Annotated in this window: 14 protein-coding genes and 1 CRISPR repeat array; of the genes, 3 read left to right on the forward strand and 11 right to left on the reverse strand. The window is 58.9% G+C overall.

Features of this window, described 5'->3' with window-relative positions; translation table 11 throughout:
- Window positions 1–154 precede the first annotated feature (154 nt).
- Both AAFN88_RS17710 and AAFN88_RS17715 read right to left on the reverse strand, forming a co-directional pair.
- Window positions 155–853, reverse strand: a complete 699-nt coding sequence (locus AAFN88_RS17710) for a hypothetical protein (protein WP_347521880.1) — start codon at window positions 851–853, stop codon at window positions 155–157.
- 183 nt (window positions 854–1,036) lie between these two features.
- Window positions 1,037–1,453: a CBS domain-containing protein gene (locus tag AAFN88_RS17715; protein WP_347521881.1), complete on the reverse strand. Its 417-nt coding sequence runs from the start codon at window positions 1,451–1,453 to the stop codon at window positions 1,037–1,039.
- A 229-nt stretch (window positions 1,454–1,682) separates the two neighbouring features.
- Here AAFN88_RS17715 and AAFN88_RS17720 point away from each other — a divergent pair, with 229 nt between their 5' ends.
- Window positions 1,683–2,555, forward strand: a complete 873-nt coding sequence (locus AAFN88_RS17720) for an HAD family acid phosphatase (protein ID WP_347521882.1) — start codon at window positions 1,683–1,685, stop codon at window positions 2,553–2,555.
- 5 nt (window positions 2,556–2,560) lie between these two features.
- Window positions 2,561–3,387: direct repeats of the CRISPR family, unit length 36 nt; unit sequence GTTGCGGCTGGATCACGATTTCCTAGGTGCTACACT.
- A gap of 73 nt (window positions 3,388–3,460) precedes the next feature.
- Here AAFN88_RS17720 and cas2 read toward each other — a convergent pair.
- From cas2 to AAFN88_RS17750, 6 genes are all read right to left on the reverse strand, one after another.
- Window positions 3,461–3,814 carry a CRISPR-associated endonuclease Cas2 gene (cas2, locus tag AAFN88_RS17725; RefSeq protein WP_347521883.1) on the reverse strand — a complete coding sequence of 118 codons (354 nt, stop codon included), beginning with the start codon at window positions 3,812–3,814 and terminating at the stop codon, window positions 3,461–3,463.
- Window positions 3,811–4,737, reverse strand: coding sequence for a type II CRISPR-associated endonuclease Cas1 (gene cas1 / locus AAFN88_RS17730; protein WP_347521884.1), 927 nt, complete (start codon window positions 4,735–4,737; stop codon window positions 3,811–3,813). The genes cas2 and cas1 overlap by 4 nt, the downstream gene beginning before the upstream one ends.
- Window positions 4,738–4,758: 21 nt before the next feature.
- A complete protein-coding gene (gene cas9, locus AAFN88_RS17735) occupies window positions 4,759–7,941 on the reverse strand; it encodes a type II CRISPR RNA-guided endonuclease Cas9 (protein ID WP_347521885.1) in 3,183 nt (1,060 codons plus the stop codon).
- Window positions 7,942–8,865: 924 nt separating this feature from the next.
- The gene (locus AAFN88_RS17740; RefSeq protein WP_347521887.1) at window positions 8,866–9,612 is read right to left on the reverse strand and encodes a hypothetical protein; all 747 of its coding nucleotides are present in this window, start codon (window positions 9,610–9,612) and stop codon (window positions 8,866–8,868) included.
- A gap of 133 nt (window positions 9,613–9,745) precedes the next feature.
- The gene (locus AAFN88_RS17745) at window positions 9,746–10,558 is read right to left on the reverse strand and encodes a hypothetical protein (protein WP_347521888.1); all 813 of its coding nucleotides are present in this window, start codon (window positions 10,556–10,558) and stop codon (window positions 9,746–9,748) included.
- Window positions 10,559–10,677: 119 nt separating this feature from the next.
- Window positions 10,678–11,622, reverse strand: a complete 945-nt coding sequence (locus AAFN88_RS17750) for a tyrosine-type recombinase/integrase (RefSeq protein ID WP_347521889.1) — start codon at window positions 11,620–11,622, stop codon at window positions 10,678–10,680.
- Between the two features lie 809 nt (window positions 11,623–12,431).
- Between AAFN88_RS17750 and AAFN88_RS21965 the strand changes: the two genes are divergently transcribed.
- Window positions 12,432–12,602 (forward strand): recombinase family protein, encoded by a 171-nt coding sequence (locus AAFN88_RS21965; protein ID WP_367576148.1) that lies wholly within the window; start codon window positions 12,432–12,434, stop codon window positions 12,600–12,602.
- Window positions 12,603–13,580: 978 nt separating this feature from the next.
- Window positions 13,581–14,552 (forward strand): hypothetical protein, encoded by a 972-nt coding sequence (locus AAFN88_RS17755; RefSeq protein WP_347521890.1) that lies wholly within the window; start codon window positions 13,581–13,583, stop codon window positions 14,550–14,552.
- A 1,270-nt stretch (window positions 14,553–15,822) separates the two neighbouring features.
- Here the strand turns inward: AAFN88_RS17755 and AAFN88_RS17760 are convergent.
- The 3 genes from AAFN88_RS17760 to AAFN88_RS17770 all read right to left on the reverse strand — a co-directional run bounded on the left by AAFN88_RS17760 (window position 15,823) and on the right by AAFN88_RS17770 (window position 18,070).
- Complete coding sequence (locus AAFN88_RS17760) at window positions 15,823–16,470, reverse strand: GIY-YIG nuclease family protein (protein ID WP_347521891.1); 648 nt, start codon at window positions 16,468–16,470, stop codon at window positions 15,823–15,825.
- A 207-nt stretch (window positions 16,471–16,677) separates the two neighbouring features.
- Window positions 16,678–17,595 carry a helix-turn-helix transcriptional regulator gene (locus tag AAFN88_RS17765; protein WP_347521892.1) on the reverse strand — a complete coding sequence of 306 codons (918 nt, stop codon included), beginning with the start codon at window positions 17,593–17,595 and terminating at the stop codon, window positions 16,678–16,680.
- Between the two features lie 79 nt (window positions 17,596–17,674).
- Window positions 17,675–18,070 carry a helix-turn-helix transcriptional regulator gene (locus AAFN88_RS17770; RefSeq protein ID WP_347521893.1) on the reverse strand — a complete coding sequence of 132 codons (396 nt, stop codon included), beginning with the start codon at window positions 18,068–18,070 and terminating at the stop codon, window positions 17,675–17,677.
- Window positions 18,071–18,479: the final 409 nt, after the last annotated feature.

An 18,479-nucleotide genomic window follows, 5' to 3' on the forward strand; every position in this document is an offset into this window, starting at 1 on the left:
CCCGCGGCAATCGCTGCCCCTGATATAGGGCAAGGGCTGGCCCCATCCCAAGAGCCAGATGGGCCGGCCCTATGGAGCCAAGGCCGCACCGCCAAGAATACCGGGAATGCGGAACGCGCCGCGGGCCGGACCGGGGTTCCGGCGCAGGCCGGCGCTACCAGGAGCGGCAGGCCGCGCGGGTACGGCGGTAGCTCTCGGGCGTGTCCAGCGCCGCGTTGCGCCGGTCCCGCTCCCGCTCGGCCTCGGTGAGGGCCTTCCTGTAGGGCACCTCGAAATACCTCCGGAGCCTGGCCGCGACCAGCTCGCCGTCCTGCCCCGTGTAGGGGAAGAAGCCCTTCTCCAAGGCTTGCTGCAGCGCCGCCCGCAGGCGCCGCCGGTAGTCTTCAAGCGTTTCGCGGAGCACCTCGACGTGCTTCATTTCATGAGCCAGCACCGCTTTGTACTGGCAGCTTCCGGGGCGGTATTCGCGGGCCACGTAGACCTTGATCGGTTCGTCGTAAGCCAGCTCCGCGACCAAGCGCGACGGCCAGACGCAACGCTGTCCGCTCCGGCGCGTCTCGGTCAGGGTATGCACGAAGAGTTGGGACCTGATGCGCCCCGCCGTCAGGCCGAAGACGGACCTGCCTTCAGCGTGCTCATAACCGTATTCCTCGGCGGCGTGCCATTGCAGTTCCTTGCGCGAATAGCCGTGATCGACTTCGACTTGCGGCGCCGTGGCCCCGACCTCCACCGCGGCAGCCTGCGGAGGCTCCGTACAAAAACTCGCGGCCCCCGCCTCCCCGGCGAGGAGAAACGCCAGGAGGGCCGCGGCGGTAGCCTGTCCCACGGCCGCCAGACGGCTTTGCCAAGGCATGACGCGCCCTTTTCCTCACGGGCACCGGGGAGGCGCGAAGTCCTCCGCCCGGCGCCGCCGATCCGACCCCGGTAAGATCGTAAGCACGCCGGAAAGCGAATTCAAACGCCTCTGCGCGCTGCCGGTGTTCGGGAGCGCCGGCGGAAAGAAGCGCCGCGGCAGCCGCCGCGGCGCCCCGTCCTGTCAGTGATGCGCCGAGACTGCCTCGGCCAGCTCGCCGGTCAACTCCCGGCCGGCGGCGTGGCTGAGGTCGCCCAGACTCAGCATCCCGGTCATCCGCTTCTTGTCGTTGATCACCGGCATGCGGCGGATCTGCTTGTTCTCCATAAGGTGGATGGCGTCTTCCAGCGACGCTTCTTCCATGCAGTAGACGATGCCCTCGGTCATCACGTCGCGCGCGGTGAGCGAGTTCGGGTCGCGCCCGTTGGCAAAGCCGCGGCAGACGATGTCGCGGTCCGTCACCATGCCGATGAGACGGTCGTTCTCGCCGATGGGAACGGCGCCGATGTCGTCGTCGCGCATGATCCTGGCGATCTCTGAGAGGGGTGTATCGGGTGCGCACCAGTCCACGCCGGCATGCATGGCTTGCCTGACCTTCATGACCTGTTCCTCCTGTGTCCGAAAAACAGGAGGGGGCGCCGCTGCGGGAGCGCCCGCAGGGCCACCCCCTTCTTGGCGGGGAGTGTAGCACTCCGGCGGCGCCGAGGCGATGCCCGGCTGCGGCGTCCGCCCCGCCGGTTGAGTATCGCTTGGTTCCTGCAGCCTGCTCGGGCAAAATCACCCCAAGCCGGCGCGGCGGCCAGCGCCGCGGGCCACAACGGAGAGCGAAATGGGAACATCATTCAGCGAACGCCCCCTCGGCGGGCTTTGCCTGGTGCTGGCCGGTTGCCTCTGGGCAGTCACCGCACAGGCCCAGGAGATGGCCGGCAAGCCAGCCGCGAACGACGGCACCAATGCCACCTACTGGATGCAGAACTCGGTCGAATACAAGGCCAACACCGAGGCGCTCTACGCCCTGGCCAGGATCCGCCTGAACCAGGCCATCGCCGACCAGAGCTGGACCGCGGCCATGGAGCAGGGTCCGGGCTACGAGAAGAAGCCGGTGGCTGTGATCCTGGATGTCGACGAGACGGTGCTGGACAACTCCCTCTACCAGGCCTGGATCGTGGAGAACGGCCAGCACTACAGCTCCAAGACCTGGGCGCCCTTCGTCCACACCGAAACCTCGCGGGCCATTCCCGGCAGCCTGGACTTCATCAACTACGCCCATGCCCGCGGCGTCGCGGTGTTCTACGTCTCCAACCGCAAGGCGCCGGAAGAGGCGCCGACGCGCAACAACCTGACCAAGCTCGGCTACCCCATCGGCGACCAGGACGACCGGGTGCTGCTGCGCGGGGAGAAGGAGGACTGGGGCTCCGACAAGGGCACGCGCCGCGCCGTGGTGGCCGAGAACTACCGCATCGCGCTTTTGATCGGCGACAACCTCGGCGACTTCCTCGACGGCGTCGACGTCTCCCCGGCCGAGCGCCAGAAGCTGTTCCAGGACAACGCCGCCCACTGGGGCCGCGACTGGATCATGCTGCCCAACCCCAGCTACGGCTCCTGGGAGGGCGCCTCCTTCGGCTTCAACTGGGGCGCCCCGGGCGAAGAAAAGCGCCAGATGAAGTTCGACAAGATGGACGACTGGAAACCGGCGAACTGAGGGCGGGGACGGCTGGATCACGATTTCCTAGGTGCTACACTGACCCGGCCCGGCGGCCTGACCTGCCTGGTGTTGCGGCTGGATCACGATTTCCTAGGTGCTACACTTAAAATCGACAAGATCAATGCCGGCATCAAGTTGCGGCTGGATCACGATTTCCTAGGTGCTACACTATGCGGCCCCGGCTCATGAGGCGATCCTGTGTTGCGGCTGGATCACGATTTCCTAGGTGCTACACTTCTTCGTCATGAGGGGTCCTCCTCGAAGTAGTTGCGGCTGGATCACGATTTCCTAGGTGCTACACTGCTACGCTGTGTTTGCACAACAATTCGGACGTTGCGGCTGGATCACGATTTCCTAGGTGCTACACTGTGGGGCGCAAAACCCCAAGGTTCACCAAAGTTGCGGCTGGATCACGATTTCCTAGGTGCTACACTCCAGCAGGCCGCGCCCCAGCCGCGATAGATGTTGCGGCTGGATCACGATTTCCTAGGTGCTACACTTGTGTGTCGGTCATTTGCTCTTGGCCTTTAGTTGCGGCTGGATCACGATTTCCTAGGTGCTACACTCGGACGGCTGGCCGCCCCTCGTATCGCTGCGTTGCGGCTGGATCACGATTTCCTAGGTGCTACACTCCTTACCGGTGTCTCCAACGTCGTCAACACGTTGCGGCTGGATCACGATTTCCTAGGTGCTACACTCGAGTCGCCGAGCCCCAGTTCCGCCGTCAGTTGCGGCTGGATCACGATTTCCTAGGTGCTACACTAGTGGATCTCAACGCGGGCACGAAGGGGTAGTTGCGGCTGGATCACGATTTCCTAGGTGCTACACTCCGCAACCGCTCAATTCCTTGAAAATAAAGGGAATTGAGCGGTTGCTGTTCATGCCTAAATGCGCCGTGATGACTAGAAAAGAGCAAGTTGGCCAGGATTTTTCCGGTTTTCCGCACGAGCTTTGCCGGTAAATCGAATAATATTCTCGTATTGCTTGTCCGTGAAGGCAAGGATGTGAACCTTGCCGAACTCAGGCAGGTTTTGCTCAATTCGGCGCGAGAATGTTTCCATCTGTTCCCTCCCGCTGCAGAATCGCAGGTATATCGAGAACTGGCTCATCTCGAATCCCTGATCGAGAAGGAACTCCCGGAATTTGGCGGCGGCCTTGCCCCGTTCCTTAGTATCCACCGGCAGGTCGAACATCACCATTGTCCACATGAGTCGGTACCCGCACAAATATCCGCCGTCCAACGTTCTAGCCGTCATTCGCAATGCCTGCGGTCCGGCAGGGCGCCAAGATCGAGCCATCTAGGCGGCAACGGGAGATCCAGCAAGACCTTCCCATTCTCGAAGGACTGCCCGAGTGTGGTCGCAAGGCTCTGGATGCAAACAGCAAGGGGGCTCATCCCTTTTTGCGTTGGAACATCCAACGCGATTAAAGAAACCAACGCCTCCTTGACTTCGGGCGTGACCTCGATGTCCCCCTGCGCCTGCAAGCGCTTCACACAGATGTCTACGAAGGGCCGGAAAGGTTCCATCAGATCGTCGGCCAGGGCCATATCATTGCCTCTGTTGTGATGGTGCAAGCCTATGGTCGGATGCAGACCTGCTGCGATGACCGCGCGAGCCATAACAGCCCGCATGACTGTATAGCCGTAGTTCAACATGGCGTTCGGTGCCGCGCCCGCCCGGTCGCGGCGGAACCCCTCTCCAAAGAGCAACGGCCAATACCGTCTGGCCGCTTGGGCTTCCACGTTCTCCGGGTCGCCGGAACGGACTTTTGCAGCCAAGGCGGCCACACCTCCCGACCGCGCGCCCACGGCATCCAGAATTGCCGCTTGGTTCTCGATCTTCGCTGTCACTATGCGGCGCCAAAGCTGCTTTTGCAGCGGCTTTCCAGCACGCCATTGCGCGCGCATACGGGCACCCTGCCGGTGATGGCCGCTCAAGGCCCAAACGATGGATACTGGCGCATGATTGCGTCCGCACACGACGAGACAGCAGTTTCTCTCCGCAAGAGCCACCAAGAGGTTATTCGAGTAGGTGATGCCATGGGCATGGACCACAACTGCGGCGATGTCGTCCAGTGGGATGCGGCCAACTTCCTGACCGCGTTCCTCCACCTTCAAAAACCCACGATAGGCCGAAAGATGGCGGCCATCGGTAGCGATATCGACAACTCGGTCCATGACCTCCACGCCCGGTGCGTATCAGCTCTGGCGACGCGGACCGGGATCGAATACTCGGCCGGATTCGTCGACGCGCACCTGCCGCGCGCACAACTTCTTCAAGCCTGACGCGGAAGTGTTGATATATTTGAAGTAGTCTTCGGCAAGCGGCTTGGCATCACGCGCCTTGAGCTTTCCGGCCTCGTTGTGCGCCGCCAACTGGATGGAGCCGTTAGCCGAGAACTTGACCACCCGGTGAATTACCCGATTTGCTCCCGTTTCCGTCGCCAGCAGATCGCCTTTGTGCAACCGTAGAACCTTGCGGGCCGTCGGGGACTGTTCTTTCACTTTCGAACGCCAGTCCGGCTGGTGCGCCTCGAACATGGAGACCGCTTCACCCGCCCATCGTCCGCCTGGAAGTTCCCACACGTCGAAGCGATAGTTGGCATCGCCCTTATAGGCCTTGTAGGGCCGGCCGGACTTGTCACGAACAGGGATGACTTTGAGCCGCTCCAACACACGCACCCGGCGCACCCCCTTATAGATGCCGTCGCGCAACGGGAAGGCCGCCAGGGCGGCGGCAAAACCCTTGCCTGACAGACCCTCGGTCGCGTCCAGCAAGGCTTGCCGCAAACGGGCATCGCGAATCCGACCCAAGCCGGCACTGTCCTTGAGGCTATCCAGAGGCACCCGGTGAACGACAAGATGAGCACCGCGCGCGTCCGGCGTACCGGCCAGGCCATAAGCTGTGTCATTATGCAAGCGGCCGGCCGAGCTGCCGCGCGGATTGACGGACCCCGGCCTCGCGGGGGTGCCGCGGTCAGGCCGGTGCGAGACGACCACGCGCTCCAGGATCTCGCGCAAAGAGTCGCGAAAACCCTGGAAAGGAACGGGCATGCCATCGACGAGACGCGTCAGGTCCTGCTCCTCTGCGCGCGCCGCGGCGCGTGAAATCGCGTTCAGCAAGGCTCGGTCGGTCACGCCGACAACGGCCGCATCGATTGCGTGATGCCGATGGTCGAGGCGGTTCTTCTGATCCTGGCGCTCGACGATATTGTGATCGGGCAAGAGGTCGTTGAGGCCCCAGGTACGCCGCAGGAGTTCCGTCAGGCGGCCCGGCGTGACCCAGACCTTCCGGGGATCGCACACCGCCGTCAGGTATTCCCGCGCAATTCTCGAGAGATACTGCGTGTCGGTCAATTGCCGGTCCAGAAAATCGCGTTCCTCTGTCTCAAAACGCTGCATCGCATCCGGCCCGAAACGCCATCGCTTGTTGCGCGGAAGCGCAACGAGTCGTTCCAAGTTCTCATCCCAGCCGGGGCGGTGACCAAAGGCCTCGAATGGGGTCCGGTTGCGTTTTTCCCTATTGGCTCTGCGCAAGCCCACCGTCCTGTTAGCCGCTGAATTGTCCAGCGTGCGGGAGAACGGCAGGATATGGTCGATCTCCACTTCGCTAGAAAACAGCCGCTCCGGCGAGATCGGTTCGCCCGTGTAGGGGCAGCATCGGTCAAGGGGGTCGGCGGGATTGAGCTCCTCCCAAAGACGCAGTCGCATCCGGCTTTCACCCTTGTCGGGCAGATTCAAGTCGGCCAGAATCTGGCGATGACGATCCGCGCGCGCCGTATTGTCCTTGATTGCTTTTTCAGCATCTTCGAGTTGACGTTTATTCAGTTTCAACGCGCGAGCGAGTTCGACGACGATCTCTGCCGGGTGGCCATGTCGCGCGATCACGGCGTTCATCAGACGCCGCAGTTGATTGAGCGCGATGTGAACAGTCGGATTGGCGATGCGACCATAGTGGAGTTCCTCAGGATCGTCCGGGTCTCCCGATCCGAAGGCCACGTAACGTTCCAGCACCCGCCCGTAATAGGGTAAGGCATCGTGGATCACACCGTCGCGAAAGTCCGAGTGGTGGTATCCGGCCAACCTCGCAGCCTCGCTGTAAGCCACGACGCCGCGCTCCAGTTCGGCCAAAATTCCCCTTGTGGCAGTTAAACCGAGGTCGCCATGACCATCGGGCAATGTCGCACGAACCACCATGTCAGCCCGGACAGCCGGCAAGCCGTGCTGAGCCCCCAACCAGGCAAGCAGCAGTTCCTCCTCTTCTTCCTCCAGAAGTTTTTCCACGATGCCGATCTGCGTTTCGAGTGGCAGAGCGTACCACCCGGCGCCGAAACGGTCGTCTTTGCCCAGTGCCGCCGCCGTCTCGTCGCCTTTCAATTCATTACGGGTTTCAGACTCGAGATTGAAACGACTGCTCGGTGGCAGCTTCAACAGGCGGCGGAGTTGGCCGAAAGTCTGCTTCCGCGTCGTCAAAAGGGCCAGCGCGACCTTGTCTCTCTCGTCCTGGGTCAGGCCGCGCGACGTCTGGTCCAGGCCGATGATCGTCAGGGTGTTGGCATCTTGGAAAATCCGGCGGCGTTGAAACAGGGGGTGCGCCCGCGGCAGGCGCTCCTCCTCCGGATTGAAAGTGCATTTGCCGGGGCGCACAGGCTTCAGCCTACGCTGAAAGAAGATGATGTCCCGCAGCTTCTTCCGCGCTTGCTCGGTGAAGATGTCCGGGTGATGCGGCGCCTGTGCGGCCCAAAGCGCCTCGAACTCCTCCAAGACCATCGCCCGGTCGGGATAGAGTTCATAGGCCATCACCGTCTTTCCGCTCTCCGTGGATTCGGGCTTGAGGCGAGCGCGGACACTTGCTCCATCCTGTTGCAGCCGGTGCAGGAATTCGCCCAGCGTGCGCGCGCCTTGCGCCGCCATGGCATCGCGCAGTTTGTTGACGCCCTGCCTGATCTTGCCGCGCTCGTCATCGTCGGCTCTATCGGTCCGACGGTTGGACTTAAAGCCCCGGCGTTGGTTCAGGTGAAACAAAGCGCGGCCCAAATGGTGCGGTGAAACCGCCGCGTCCAGGGCACTGGCGCGTATTTCATAAGGGTTCAGGCCGGCCAGAGCCTTACGACCAGCCGGATCCTCCGGCATCAATCCAAATCCGACAAGCGCACTGAGCAGCTTTTTTTGGCGACGTAGGTAGCGGTCCCTTCGGCGTCGCATAGAACGAGCCGTCCGGCGGGCCACGGCCAGCGAAGTCTTGTCCTTCGGATTGCGGCCGTCGGAAAAAATCCTCACCCCGGCATCCCGGATAGCGACTGGGCACCCGTCCCCACCCAGATCGAGTATGCACCAGCCGATTGAGTTGGTTCCGAGATCAAGGCCGAGACGATATTCCATCTATCTCAATCCCTGCAGTTTCCCCGTAGTTATTCAATCGGATGTTGCAGATCGCCATGATCCGTGTCAACGTTGCGAGGTAGCATCTAGGAAATCGTGGTCCGGTCGTTAACAAGCCTTTCGCTTCGGCGATTGGATCGCACAAAATCGAAGGGCAGGCTCCGGCCTGCCCTTTCATTCTTTGGAATGGTGTAGCGATCCGGCGGGCTCACTACCGGGAGCCTTACGGCTCGGGCCCATACCTTCTCCTGTTAACAAGTATCTTGTTTCCCACGCTTTTGCTCTCGCGACGCGAACCGCGGCAAAGCGCCAGATGAAGTTCGACAAGATGGACGACTGGAAACCGGCGAACTGAGGGCGGTTTAACACCCCCTGTTCGAAAAGGCGGGACCGGCCCCAAACGCAAACAAGGCCCTGGCGCGCTGACGCCAAGGCCTTGTTTTCATTGGTAGCGGGAGAGGGACTTGAACCCCCGACACGCGGATTATGATTCCGCGGAATCAATAACTTACGTGAAAAATCCTCATGCAACATTCTTGCTCTTATCTGCTGAATTGTTGCGATTTGGCTCTGTCGTCAAGAAGGAGTGGATCAGTCTTAGATCAGGGCTTGGTGAACGGCTATCAATGAGATCATACTGACGGCATGACAGGTACAATTGTCCAAACTGAAACAACATACACCGATGGTACCACCGATCTGGCTCGCTACATTGTAGGGGAGTCAGACCACATCTCCGCCTGCAAGATCGTAATGGACCGCCTCGACGCAGGGTCTGATACGTCTGCGACAGCGATAGAGAATGCATCTGGGGAATTGCTGGCAAAGTGGGGCGTAGGGCCGGGTGAAGTCAGGCGACTACCCGATAACGAAGCCTAACCGCCCCTGAAACCTCTGCTCGCGCAGTAAGCCTCGGCGGTCTTCTTACCACCTCGGCTCAGGCTGGTATGCCATTTCCGAGACCACCTTTGTAGCATCACCTCTCCGCTGATACTTCCCGAGCAGATCGCCATCGTCTTCATCCGAGACCGTCTTTACCCGAAAGAGATGCCACATTTTATCTTGCGTAGGTGATAGGCGGTAGGTCCGACCGTTTTTTCGGCAATACCAGTGCTTAGATTTTCTTAGCTGAGTCCATTTGCAGTCCGCGCCCGAGAGTAGTCTTTGCTCTCCTGCAACCTGCTCCTGTTCACGCAATTGTCGAAGATACTCTTCCCGCTCGACCCGAATTCTCTCTTCTTCCCGCTCAATGTGGTCTCGGAGAAGCCCGATGATCGCCGGAAGTTCCGTACCCTGCGTCTTCTCTTGCTCGTAGAGAGCCAGACAGCCAGCCTGTAGTTCTTCGTTTGGAAGCTCAAAAAAGTGATCTTCTTCCTCGAACGCTCTCAGGCGCTGTTCAACATCTGTGGTTGTAAGCTGCGGCCCAGGCAAACGGTTGAGAAAATCTCGCAGGTCCTCGACAGGTATCCAGCATGGAACGGCAGCCTTTGCTACGACTTCACGTTGCCCATCCCACTTTGTCCAGATCGAGTTCCCGCGATCAATTGCCTTGACGATGTCCCTCGCCAATTTGTGGATGGAATGCGGGTCGCGAAGGTGCCGCAACGATGGGCTCTTGACGTACTCGAACAGGAGCCTCTTAACATCCCAAATCCGTTCGTCTTCCGCCATGACACGCTCTTCGCAAAAAACAAGACAGCAACTTCTAGTGCGATGCTCTTCGCCACAGAGCCTCGGGCCAATCCTGTCCGGTTAAGATTTTTTGCGTCTGTTTGCTACTTCTTGGCCGCCTACGCGACCGTACTCACTTTAACAAGTGATCCTTTGGTGGCCGTATCGGGAAGAGGCCTCCCAGTGTTCGGTTAGCCAGTAGAAGCCGATCGGCAGCATTCTTGTAGTCCGATCGGGTGGGGTTTGGATGCCGGCTAATGTCGTCTACTCGAAATGGATGACTATCTGCAAAAATCAGTATCCCCCTTATCCCGAATCTCTCTCCATCAGGAAAGCAAAACTCCAGCCGCCATGCGAAATGTCCTTCGTCATCAACATGTTCTTCTATAACGAGACGATCAAACCAAGCCGGCTCACCTTTTCCTGGGTTTCCAAACACTTCAATGGATTGATCCGTTATGCGCTGAAGAGCTTGCCTTGCCTTACCTTTGATCTCAGTTCTGCACTCCGAAAAACCAATTGGATTCTCCGCGACTTCTTCAAGGAGCAGGCCGCCAAATCGCAACCAGAGACTCCCTGTCTGGAGTATCTCATCTGAAACAGAGTACTTGTCGAAGATTCTGACTAGCTCCTGCCGGAGGTGACCAAGACCGAGCAATTCTGGCACCACCCATGCCATGAGTTGACCCTTCGCAAAGGCAGCATTTATTTGCTCAACAATGCTCAGGACAAATTGGTTGTTCAGCTCATTATGCATGAGCCAATCAGCGTAGAGACGAGCATACATCGGCGCCGGCGTTGGTTTATCTCGCTCAATAACTTTGCGGACCAGGCGCATTATCTGCAAACACTGGTCCCCGTTTAGTTGACCGAAGCCGCCTCGCCTTGAACGGTATTCTTCAATTCGATCCCTTAAAATAGTTCCGGGATGTCTACCAATGGGCATCTTCTTGATCCAACAGTCGAATGATCTGTTTCTGCAACAGTGAGATGTTTCCGATTAACACTGAACTGAAGAAGCTAAGATGAGCCCAGCAAACTCTTTCTGCAAAGAGGAATTACATCTCAAGCAGCCATCAGGTCCTTCTCGACCTTCTCCATAAGCGCCACATCGGCCTCTGCGTCGTGGAAAAGGTGCCCATAAACATCGAAGGTCATGTTGATCGATGAATGCCCAAGGATCGTCTGAATCTTCTTCGGTGACCAACCCTGCTCAATGAAGAGCGAGGCCGCCGCGTGTCTCAAGCCGTGGATGCTGAAGCGAGGCTTCCCCTCGCCGTCCACGATCTCGCACTTGACCATTAGCGGCTTGAAAACTCGGTTGTAGATGTTCGCATGGGTCTCCGGGTTCCCCTTCCCGTTCGGGAAGACCAGGTTCGCCGGCCCCGGGGGACAGACCTTCTTCCACTCGGTCAGCGTTTCTCGGACCATCGACCCGATCGGAATGTCGCGTCGTCCTGCGCGGCTCTTGGGCGGCCCCATTTCATTCCAGCGATCGGCGCGCTGGCGGATGTAGATGACTCCCTTTTTCAGATCAACGTTGTCCCAGGTCAGCCCACGCAGCTCCGAGGAGCGCATCCCTGTCAGGATTGCCGTCACGATGATCGGCTTGTGCTTCTCCGGGGCCTTCGTCAGCAGGAGCTTTATCTCGCCCTTGGTTGGGATGACCTTCTCCTCTTCGTGGCGGCGGCCTCGGGGCAGCTTCACGTCACGGGCGAAGTTATGCTCGATCCAGCCGCGGGACTGTGCATGCGTTAGTATGCTGCGGAGGCTGGCCAGTACCTTCTTGGTCATCGCCTTGGAGCTGGTGTCCAGCATGTCGTCGAGGAAGTCCTCGACATCGGCGCGGACCAGGTCTTTGAGCAGCAGACCCCCTATCTTCGGCTCAATGTGGTGCTTGAAATGCCCCGTATAGGAGCGGAGCGTGGCTCGCTCCAGCCCGTAGGCCTTGCAGCGCTTGAGCCAGAGCTTCGCGGCGTCAGAGATCGTGGCGTCAGAACTTGAGGACATTTTAACTTCCTGAATTAATTGATTTATTTTATTATAGCGCTACGAACTTGGGCCGTCGGGCGCTTTCCCGCAAGGCGCCGAGAAGTGCCAAAAGGTCAAAGGTTCCTCAAAGTAAGTCCAAGTGATTTTGGTTTTTCATAGATGATTGCGGCTCCAACGATGAAAACTCACCATTCTGCAACTCTTCTTGATTATTAATCAGAAATGTTGCACTCCATCATCGCACTATGACCACCGCAGCCAAGCCAGCGATCGCGCTTGTCGTGGTTCGGTCGAGGCGCACGCTCAAACGCGCCGGGGACTGGAAAACTCAGCCTGGTGTGATGGCTCAACTTGCCGTGCTGAAATTTTTCGCCTCTCGCTCGAGTTATGAAATCAAGGAGACGCTCATCGGTCGACGTGCAAGTGCGAAGTCGACACCCCTCTCCGAGCCCGAGCTTTCACGATCTGTTGATAAAGCTCGAAGCATTGGTGGAACGGTCCTCATCGCCGATGTATTCAGCCTAGTCGACGCGATGGCGATTGACTCAGCACTAAGAGCCCTCACAGCTCTCGACGAGATCGACGTGCCGATACTCAGCATCATCCACGGGATGAGGCTGAGTTCAATTCCGATAGCGATGCGTCAGATGAACTTGTTCTATCGTAGAGCAGGGAAAGATGAGAAAGCGCGACGTGTTCAACGCTCTATAGCCACTAGTCGAGACCGGTCTGACCTCAACTATTCCGCCCCTTCTCAAACTGCTCGCTCTCGCGGAAACATTGCGAGGTCAGCAAGGGCAGATCGGTTTGCCTCCCACATAGCACCAATGTTCGATCAAGTTCGCACCTCTCTGCCTGAGGCAAAGAGGAGCAGCTACAGGGCAATTTGCCGCGGCCTAAACGACCTTGGGGTTCCCTCGCCTACAGGTAGGAAATGGAGCGACATGCAAGTACGGCGCACCCTCGAACGCATTGAGCGGCTCAAGCCCGCAGAGTAGTCCCGGTCGCACCCAGAAGCTCGCAGGTGCGTTTCTCGACCCGGCCGCTACCAACCCATACCCTCGTTCGCGGGGCCAGCCTAGCAGCTTCTGGGCGCGTCCTGGCGCGTGTTGAAGCTCCCAGTTCAGACCGCTCCGCCCTTGCTTCGACGATCCCGCCCGTACATCGTTTGGACCTTATACTCCAAGTGAAATTTCTGTCGCCTAGCTGCCGAAAGCACCCGAATTCATCCCCGCGCAATGCTATAATGTACGTGCAGCGAAAGACTCCCATGAGCCGTTCCCTGCTGCGGGCCATGTGACCAACGGCTCTAAGCATAGCGGCAACACATGCAAACGGGACCCTGGGACCAAGACCGGGACTATGAGGCAGCCGCTGCCGAAGCAGACAACCACGTTCACCCTCAATGGAACAGGACGGGGTTGAAAGGAAGAAGGCACTGAGTGGACCTCAACCTTCTCCTCGTGCGGAATTGCCAAGATTGTTTCGCACGGGGGTGCAGTGAAAGCTGCGACCGTGCTTGACCCGAAAGGATCAGGATGTCGGAACCGCAAGTGGGAGAACGGAGCACCGCCCACTAAGGCGCTTGGTCACCGCCTTCAGGTTCTCATCTTTGGCGTCCGTATACCGGAGACATCCCCCGCCAGCCTCAGGGCAGACCCAAGTGGTCTGCTTCTTGGGAGGGCGCGCCTGCCGCGCTCTTTTTCCCTACTGAGTCTGGCGGGGGGATAAGTCCGTTCCCGGAGGTCTATAACAAGAGCGCTACAATCATTCAGCCTGCCGCTCGATGCACAGAGACTAGACTCCAGAGAACGGGCCGTAGACCGTCGTTTACTGTTGGACCAAGGCCGGACTTCACTGAAGAGTTACGCCTCAGAGGAGGTTGTAGCGCTCTCTCAAAGATTGGCGTACTCTGCTATTCTCGGTTGTAGGGCAATTCCCTCGAAGCCAGACTCTCTTGGCTAGGAGCTTCACCGATGGGAAATGAGCTGGAATCACAGCCTCTATCGTATGTGCCAACGCAGTCACCGTTAGTCCAAGGTCGTGCCTTATACGGAGCTACTGCGCTAGAGCAGGACCTTGATCCCACCAACAGCGGGCTTCCGGCGATTGCGCCCCTGCTTCTTGACACGCCCAGCCCCAAGCTTCTCACGCGGCTCTATGAAACCAACCCCGACTATGTTTCCCACATGTTGTGGCAGCTTGCCGCGCAGCTCAAGAACGGCGACGAGGTTCTCCGTGGGTACTTCTCCGAGTCAGACGGCATAATCCTCAACGCAGGCCTCATCGCCCAGTTCTGCCTGCTCTTTCAGGGCTTCATCGCGACTGGCGCAACCGTCACCCAAGAGATCGGGGTGCCGGTGTTTGACATAGAGATACCGGAAAATTGGGTCTTCGACCTAACTTCCAGCAGCACGCGAGGGGACAAAGCCTCTTTCGCGATCAAGATCATGGGCCTCTCGGGCGGCTACGGCGCGAACAAGACTGTTTCTGGCTCCGTCTCAGTGCCGAAGAACAAGCAGAGCTGCCAGGCCCAAGTCTGGGCGACGATCGAGTGGCGCAGGTACGAGCGGCAAACTTCAGGTGAAACCCTCTACGTCGGAAATGTTACCAATGTCGTCGATGGCATGGTGGTACGATACCGCGATGAACCCGAATACAGGACGATCTATGCTGATCGCTATGCCCAGCACCTAAAGAAAATCGGCGCATCCTCCGGCGAGAAGAATGGTAAGTTCGACTACGCCATCGAGAAGAGCGCATCTTCGGACTACAGCTTTGAGATGCCGGTTTCCCTTGGGGAGTTCGGGGTCAGCACTTTCACGGTAACAATGTCTTCAACCTGCCAGTCCAAGATCGCACTCGCCGCAGATTTCCCGATGGCGGTCTATGACATCAAGGGGCCAACGGACAACCCGGTCGTAATTAGCGTTCTAAGGAGCGCGTAGGCCTTCAGCGCTACGGCGCAGTCCGAGTAGACGGGACAAGGTGCTTCGGTGCGCTCGTGTCTTCTTTACGTGGCCGCGGCGATAGGCGCACCAGCGAGCCGCTATCCTCCGTGCGGGAGCTGAGCTTGGCATAGATGGTACGCATAGCGGGCATAGGAACCCGACTGTTTGACACTAAATTTGGCCGCAAATAGGTACTCGCCGACCGCCGTATAAGTCTCCCTGATAGAAAAAGAGCCTCGTCTCCGTCAAAACGTCTGGCGTCATGGACGCAGGCTTATAGCAGCGAACTGACTATTTCGGGGTGCCTACGAGAACACGCGGCGCTCAGAGGCAGGCAGCCGAGGCAGAGCCGCAACTTGATACAGGGTCTGGGCCGGGTCCAGGGAATACACGGCCGCCCGATCATCATCCATCAAGCTCCTTGACCCTTCGCCCGAATCCAGCACGGTCTGCTCCGCCCATGCGCGGCCCAACGAGGTTGGGCCGATTCTAGCGCGCAGGAAGGTTGCGCGGCTCCGGCCGCTAGGGAATAACTGCCCAAGCTGAAATCTCAATGCACGACGAGAAAAACGGCCTGAGCGAGGGCACTCAGATCGCGAGGCGGGTCCAGTCATGGTCTGGTGCGCGATCCCCTGCCCTTTCAGCGCCGGCGGTCAAGCAAGAGCCCATACAAAGGCCGGCCATTCTCCATCTAAGAGTTTGGCACGAGACTATATATAATCTTGCACACTCCGGCCCCGGCCAGCCCGCCCGCCGATCTGGACCCAAGGATCCGTCATCGGGCGTCTCGGCGATCAGCGCGCTGAATGCGTCAGAGCATTGCACGCCTGCCAGGACGCCCCAACGTAACCCCAAAGTAACTCCAACTGATTCGGCGATTTGTTTGGGGCATCTTGCCAGCCAGACCCTGGCCGGTCTTGATCAGCCTATTCATCAGCCCGAGCCGCTCAGAACGTCTGAGAACAGAGGCTCGTCGGCCAAGTAGGGGGTGCAGCCGGCGGAGCCCAAATCGCGATACCGCGCGATCTCAGTGGCTTTGGCGGGCATGTTTTCTTCAGGGGGAGCCATCGAAACCCTTCTAGCCACAATTCTTGCCAGGTCGGGACCAAATCAGGCGATCAGCCTGTAAGACGTGCCGAAGAAGGGGTCAAATTTATGGTTTGGCCGGCCAGTGAGTTCCAGGCCCCACTGTGGCGCTCCCTCCCCCCGACCTCCGCCGCCCACGACCTTACAGATCAGAGTTCGAGCGGGCTGCCCGATTGCTAAGTCAGGTCGCCCCTCCACGAGCACTTTTTCCACTGGCCCTATCTGTGAAGTTGTAGTTGATCGCGGCATCTTTCCGCTCTCGGAAGCTCTCCGCTTCCTCCTCACTCAGCACGCCGAGCAGGGCCTCGCGAGCACAGGGGTAGCCGCAAGAGAAGATTTCAGTGCAGTCGACATTGACACCGTCGCGCAGGTATGACCTTGGCGTTGCATACGCTGCCAGGAGTTCGTGAACCTCGAACTCGATGCGACCAGCATTCCTGCACTGTACTTCGCAAATCTTCGACCAGTCAGAGATGCCACCGTATCCACGCTGATTCAGCAGTGCTTCTCGTTCATCTGGGAACCGTGATGACCCAACCTTTATGAGTTCACTGCTACGGGAAGCGGAGATATAGACGAATCCAGGCTTCGCGTGCCGTCTCTTATACTCGATGGTTGCTGGATTACACTGGACGCAGTTCCCTGAAGGAGTACGCATCGAATGATTGTGGTCCCTGCATGGAGTGACACCGACCGCGATCAGCTTCTCTTCCTCATGCATCGCCTTCTTGTAGTCCTTGGGCCGCATCCCGGTCGCATCAAAAACCTGAGTGAGCGGAATCTTATGGCGCCGAAGAAAGTCTATCTGATCTTTTGTCAACGGGAGCATTTACCCCTCCATAGGAACATTGACGTTTCAGCCACGGCCTGATCCACGGTGCCTTTCGTCAGGCCCTTCAACAATGCTTGAAGGGCGCCCCTTTCAGTTGATTTATAGGTGAAATTAATCACTCATCACGCGATTGAACAAGCGCCAATCTTCATGCTCGTGAACCGCTCCTGAGAACCCTGCAAAGGGACTCAGCCTCACAATTCTTCAATCCGGCTGGTCCTGACCGCGAAGCAGCGCTGCTGGAAACTCAAGCATAGCGACCTGCCTCAGAGCGATTGACTGACTGACGAAGCCTTCCTCATCGTCGGCCAAACTCACGAGTCCTCCCGCTCCGCCCACTTCAAGATCAGCAACGGCACCCGCCATGCTCGCCGGAGACGCTGGAAACCATAGATTGCTCCCGTCCGACATCCAGGCCTTGACTGAGAGCAAGTGCCGGCGGAGGTGCTCATCAGACAAGTCTGCGCTGCGGTCATTTAGGAAGGTCTCCAGGAACTGTTTAAGCCGGCCCGACACGTCGTCGGGCCACTCATCGTTGCGGACGTACTCCGTGAGGGTTTCGTAAGCCACAAGGGGCAGAACCTGGCTCGGATGAGCCTCCAGGTCCGGCTCGCGCCGGCCAGGCGCCACCTCGACATCGGCGCAGGGCTCCGGCCACTCTTCGCCCTCGTCGCAAAGGCTGACACACTTCACAGCCTCCAGACTTACCCATAGCAGTCGGCCGTTGAGTGTCTTGGCCACCATCGAGAGTGGTTCGTCTTCGAGCGCTCTTGCCCCGCTGATCTCAGCGTTGATGGAGTCCGCGGAGCAACCGGTGAGCGGATGCCAACGATAGATGGATGTACCTGGCAGCATAACGCCGAAGTGGCCCCAGAAGCCATCGATGCCATCGCCATCAACGAGATGCCAGGTTCTAACGGGCCGCTCTTTGAGACTTTCCTCTCCGACAAGATCGTCGACGCTGGTGCCGTAAACCATGGCCAGGTCGCGCAGCTCACTCGGCGTCGGAGCGCGCTCGCCGGACTCCCAGCCCTTTATCCGCAAAGCGTCCAGGCCCAACTCAGTCGCCAGACGGCCGTTGGAGTATCCAAAAGCGGTTCTGATTTCACGAAGTCTTTTCATGTGTTGCTCGGTTCTTGGACAATTACCAGGATGGAACGCCTATGGGCGCAGCCCGTTCAGAGAAAGGCTGTGGACGGGCCTACCTCGGCCTAGCGATACCGCTTTGTACGATCTTACCGATGTCAGTGAGACGCTCGGGATCGATCCGCGGGTCTGTGTCTCCCGTCGCTGTCCGCACCACCTCGACCAGTTCGCGCTCGTTCCGAGTGACGACAAAGCCGAGCGCGTCCCGAAGCACCCGCCAGTTCTCTGGGTAGTACTCCCTCATGACGATGCGAAGGAAGTGGGCCGGATCGACCCCAAGCGCCTTGGCGAAGGAAGGCACCTTCTCGATGGGCACCTTGGTCTGGCCCCGCTTCATCATGGTGATGACGTTCGGGCTGGGGTAGCCGATCTCGTCGGCGACCTGCTTCTGCGTCTTACCGCAGGCTCGGAGCTGATTCGCCAGGTACTCGGCAACTGTCAAGGAGGGCATGGTCAGTGGTTCCGTTCGTCACAGCGTCTGTCGAAACACGCTTCATCGTGTGTTTCTTTATGATAGCTGCGACGACTTGGGCTCATTCAGTGGGAGCGCCCAAGTGAGATCGGGTGGACCCGACCGGAAAGTGGAAGTCTTAGAAGGAACCGCGCTCCGCGAGGGGGATGCCTCGGGTCAGCCGGGTTATCGAGGTGCTACCCTTATACTTTGAATGGGAACAGCCCAAAGGAAACGCTCTGCCGGTTAGAATCGCTCTTGCGGAAGCAGTGGTTCGTTCACTGGCGTGAGCAAAAAAAGAATCTCTAATTCTCATGGCTCTTTCCTTTCGGCGTATCCTCAACAATTGGTCGACTTCCCTGCTTGATCAGCCCCCCCGCAACGGGCGGGTAAGGTCAAGCAGTCCTCA

The sequence above is a fragment of the Pelagibius sp. CAU 1746 genome (assembly GCF_039839785.1).
Taxonomy (GTDB): Bacteria; Pseudomonadota; Alphaproteobacteria; order Kiloniellales; family Kiloniellaceae; genus Pelagibius.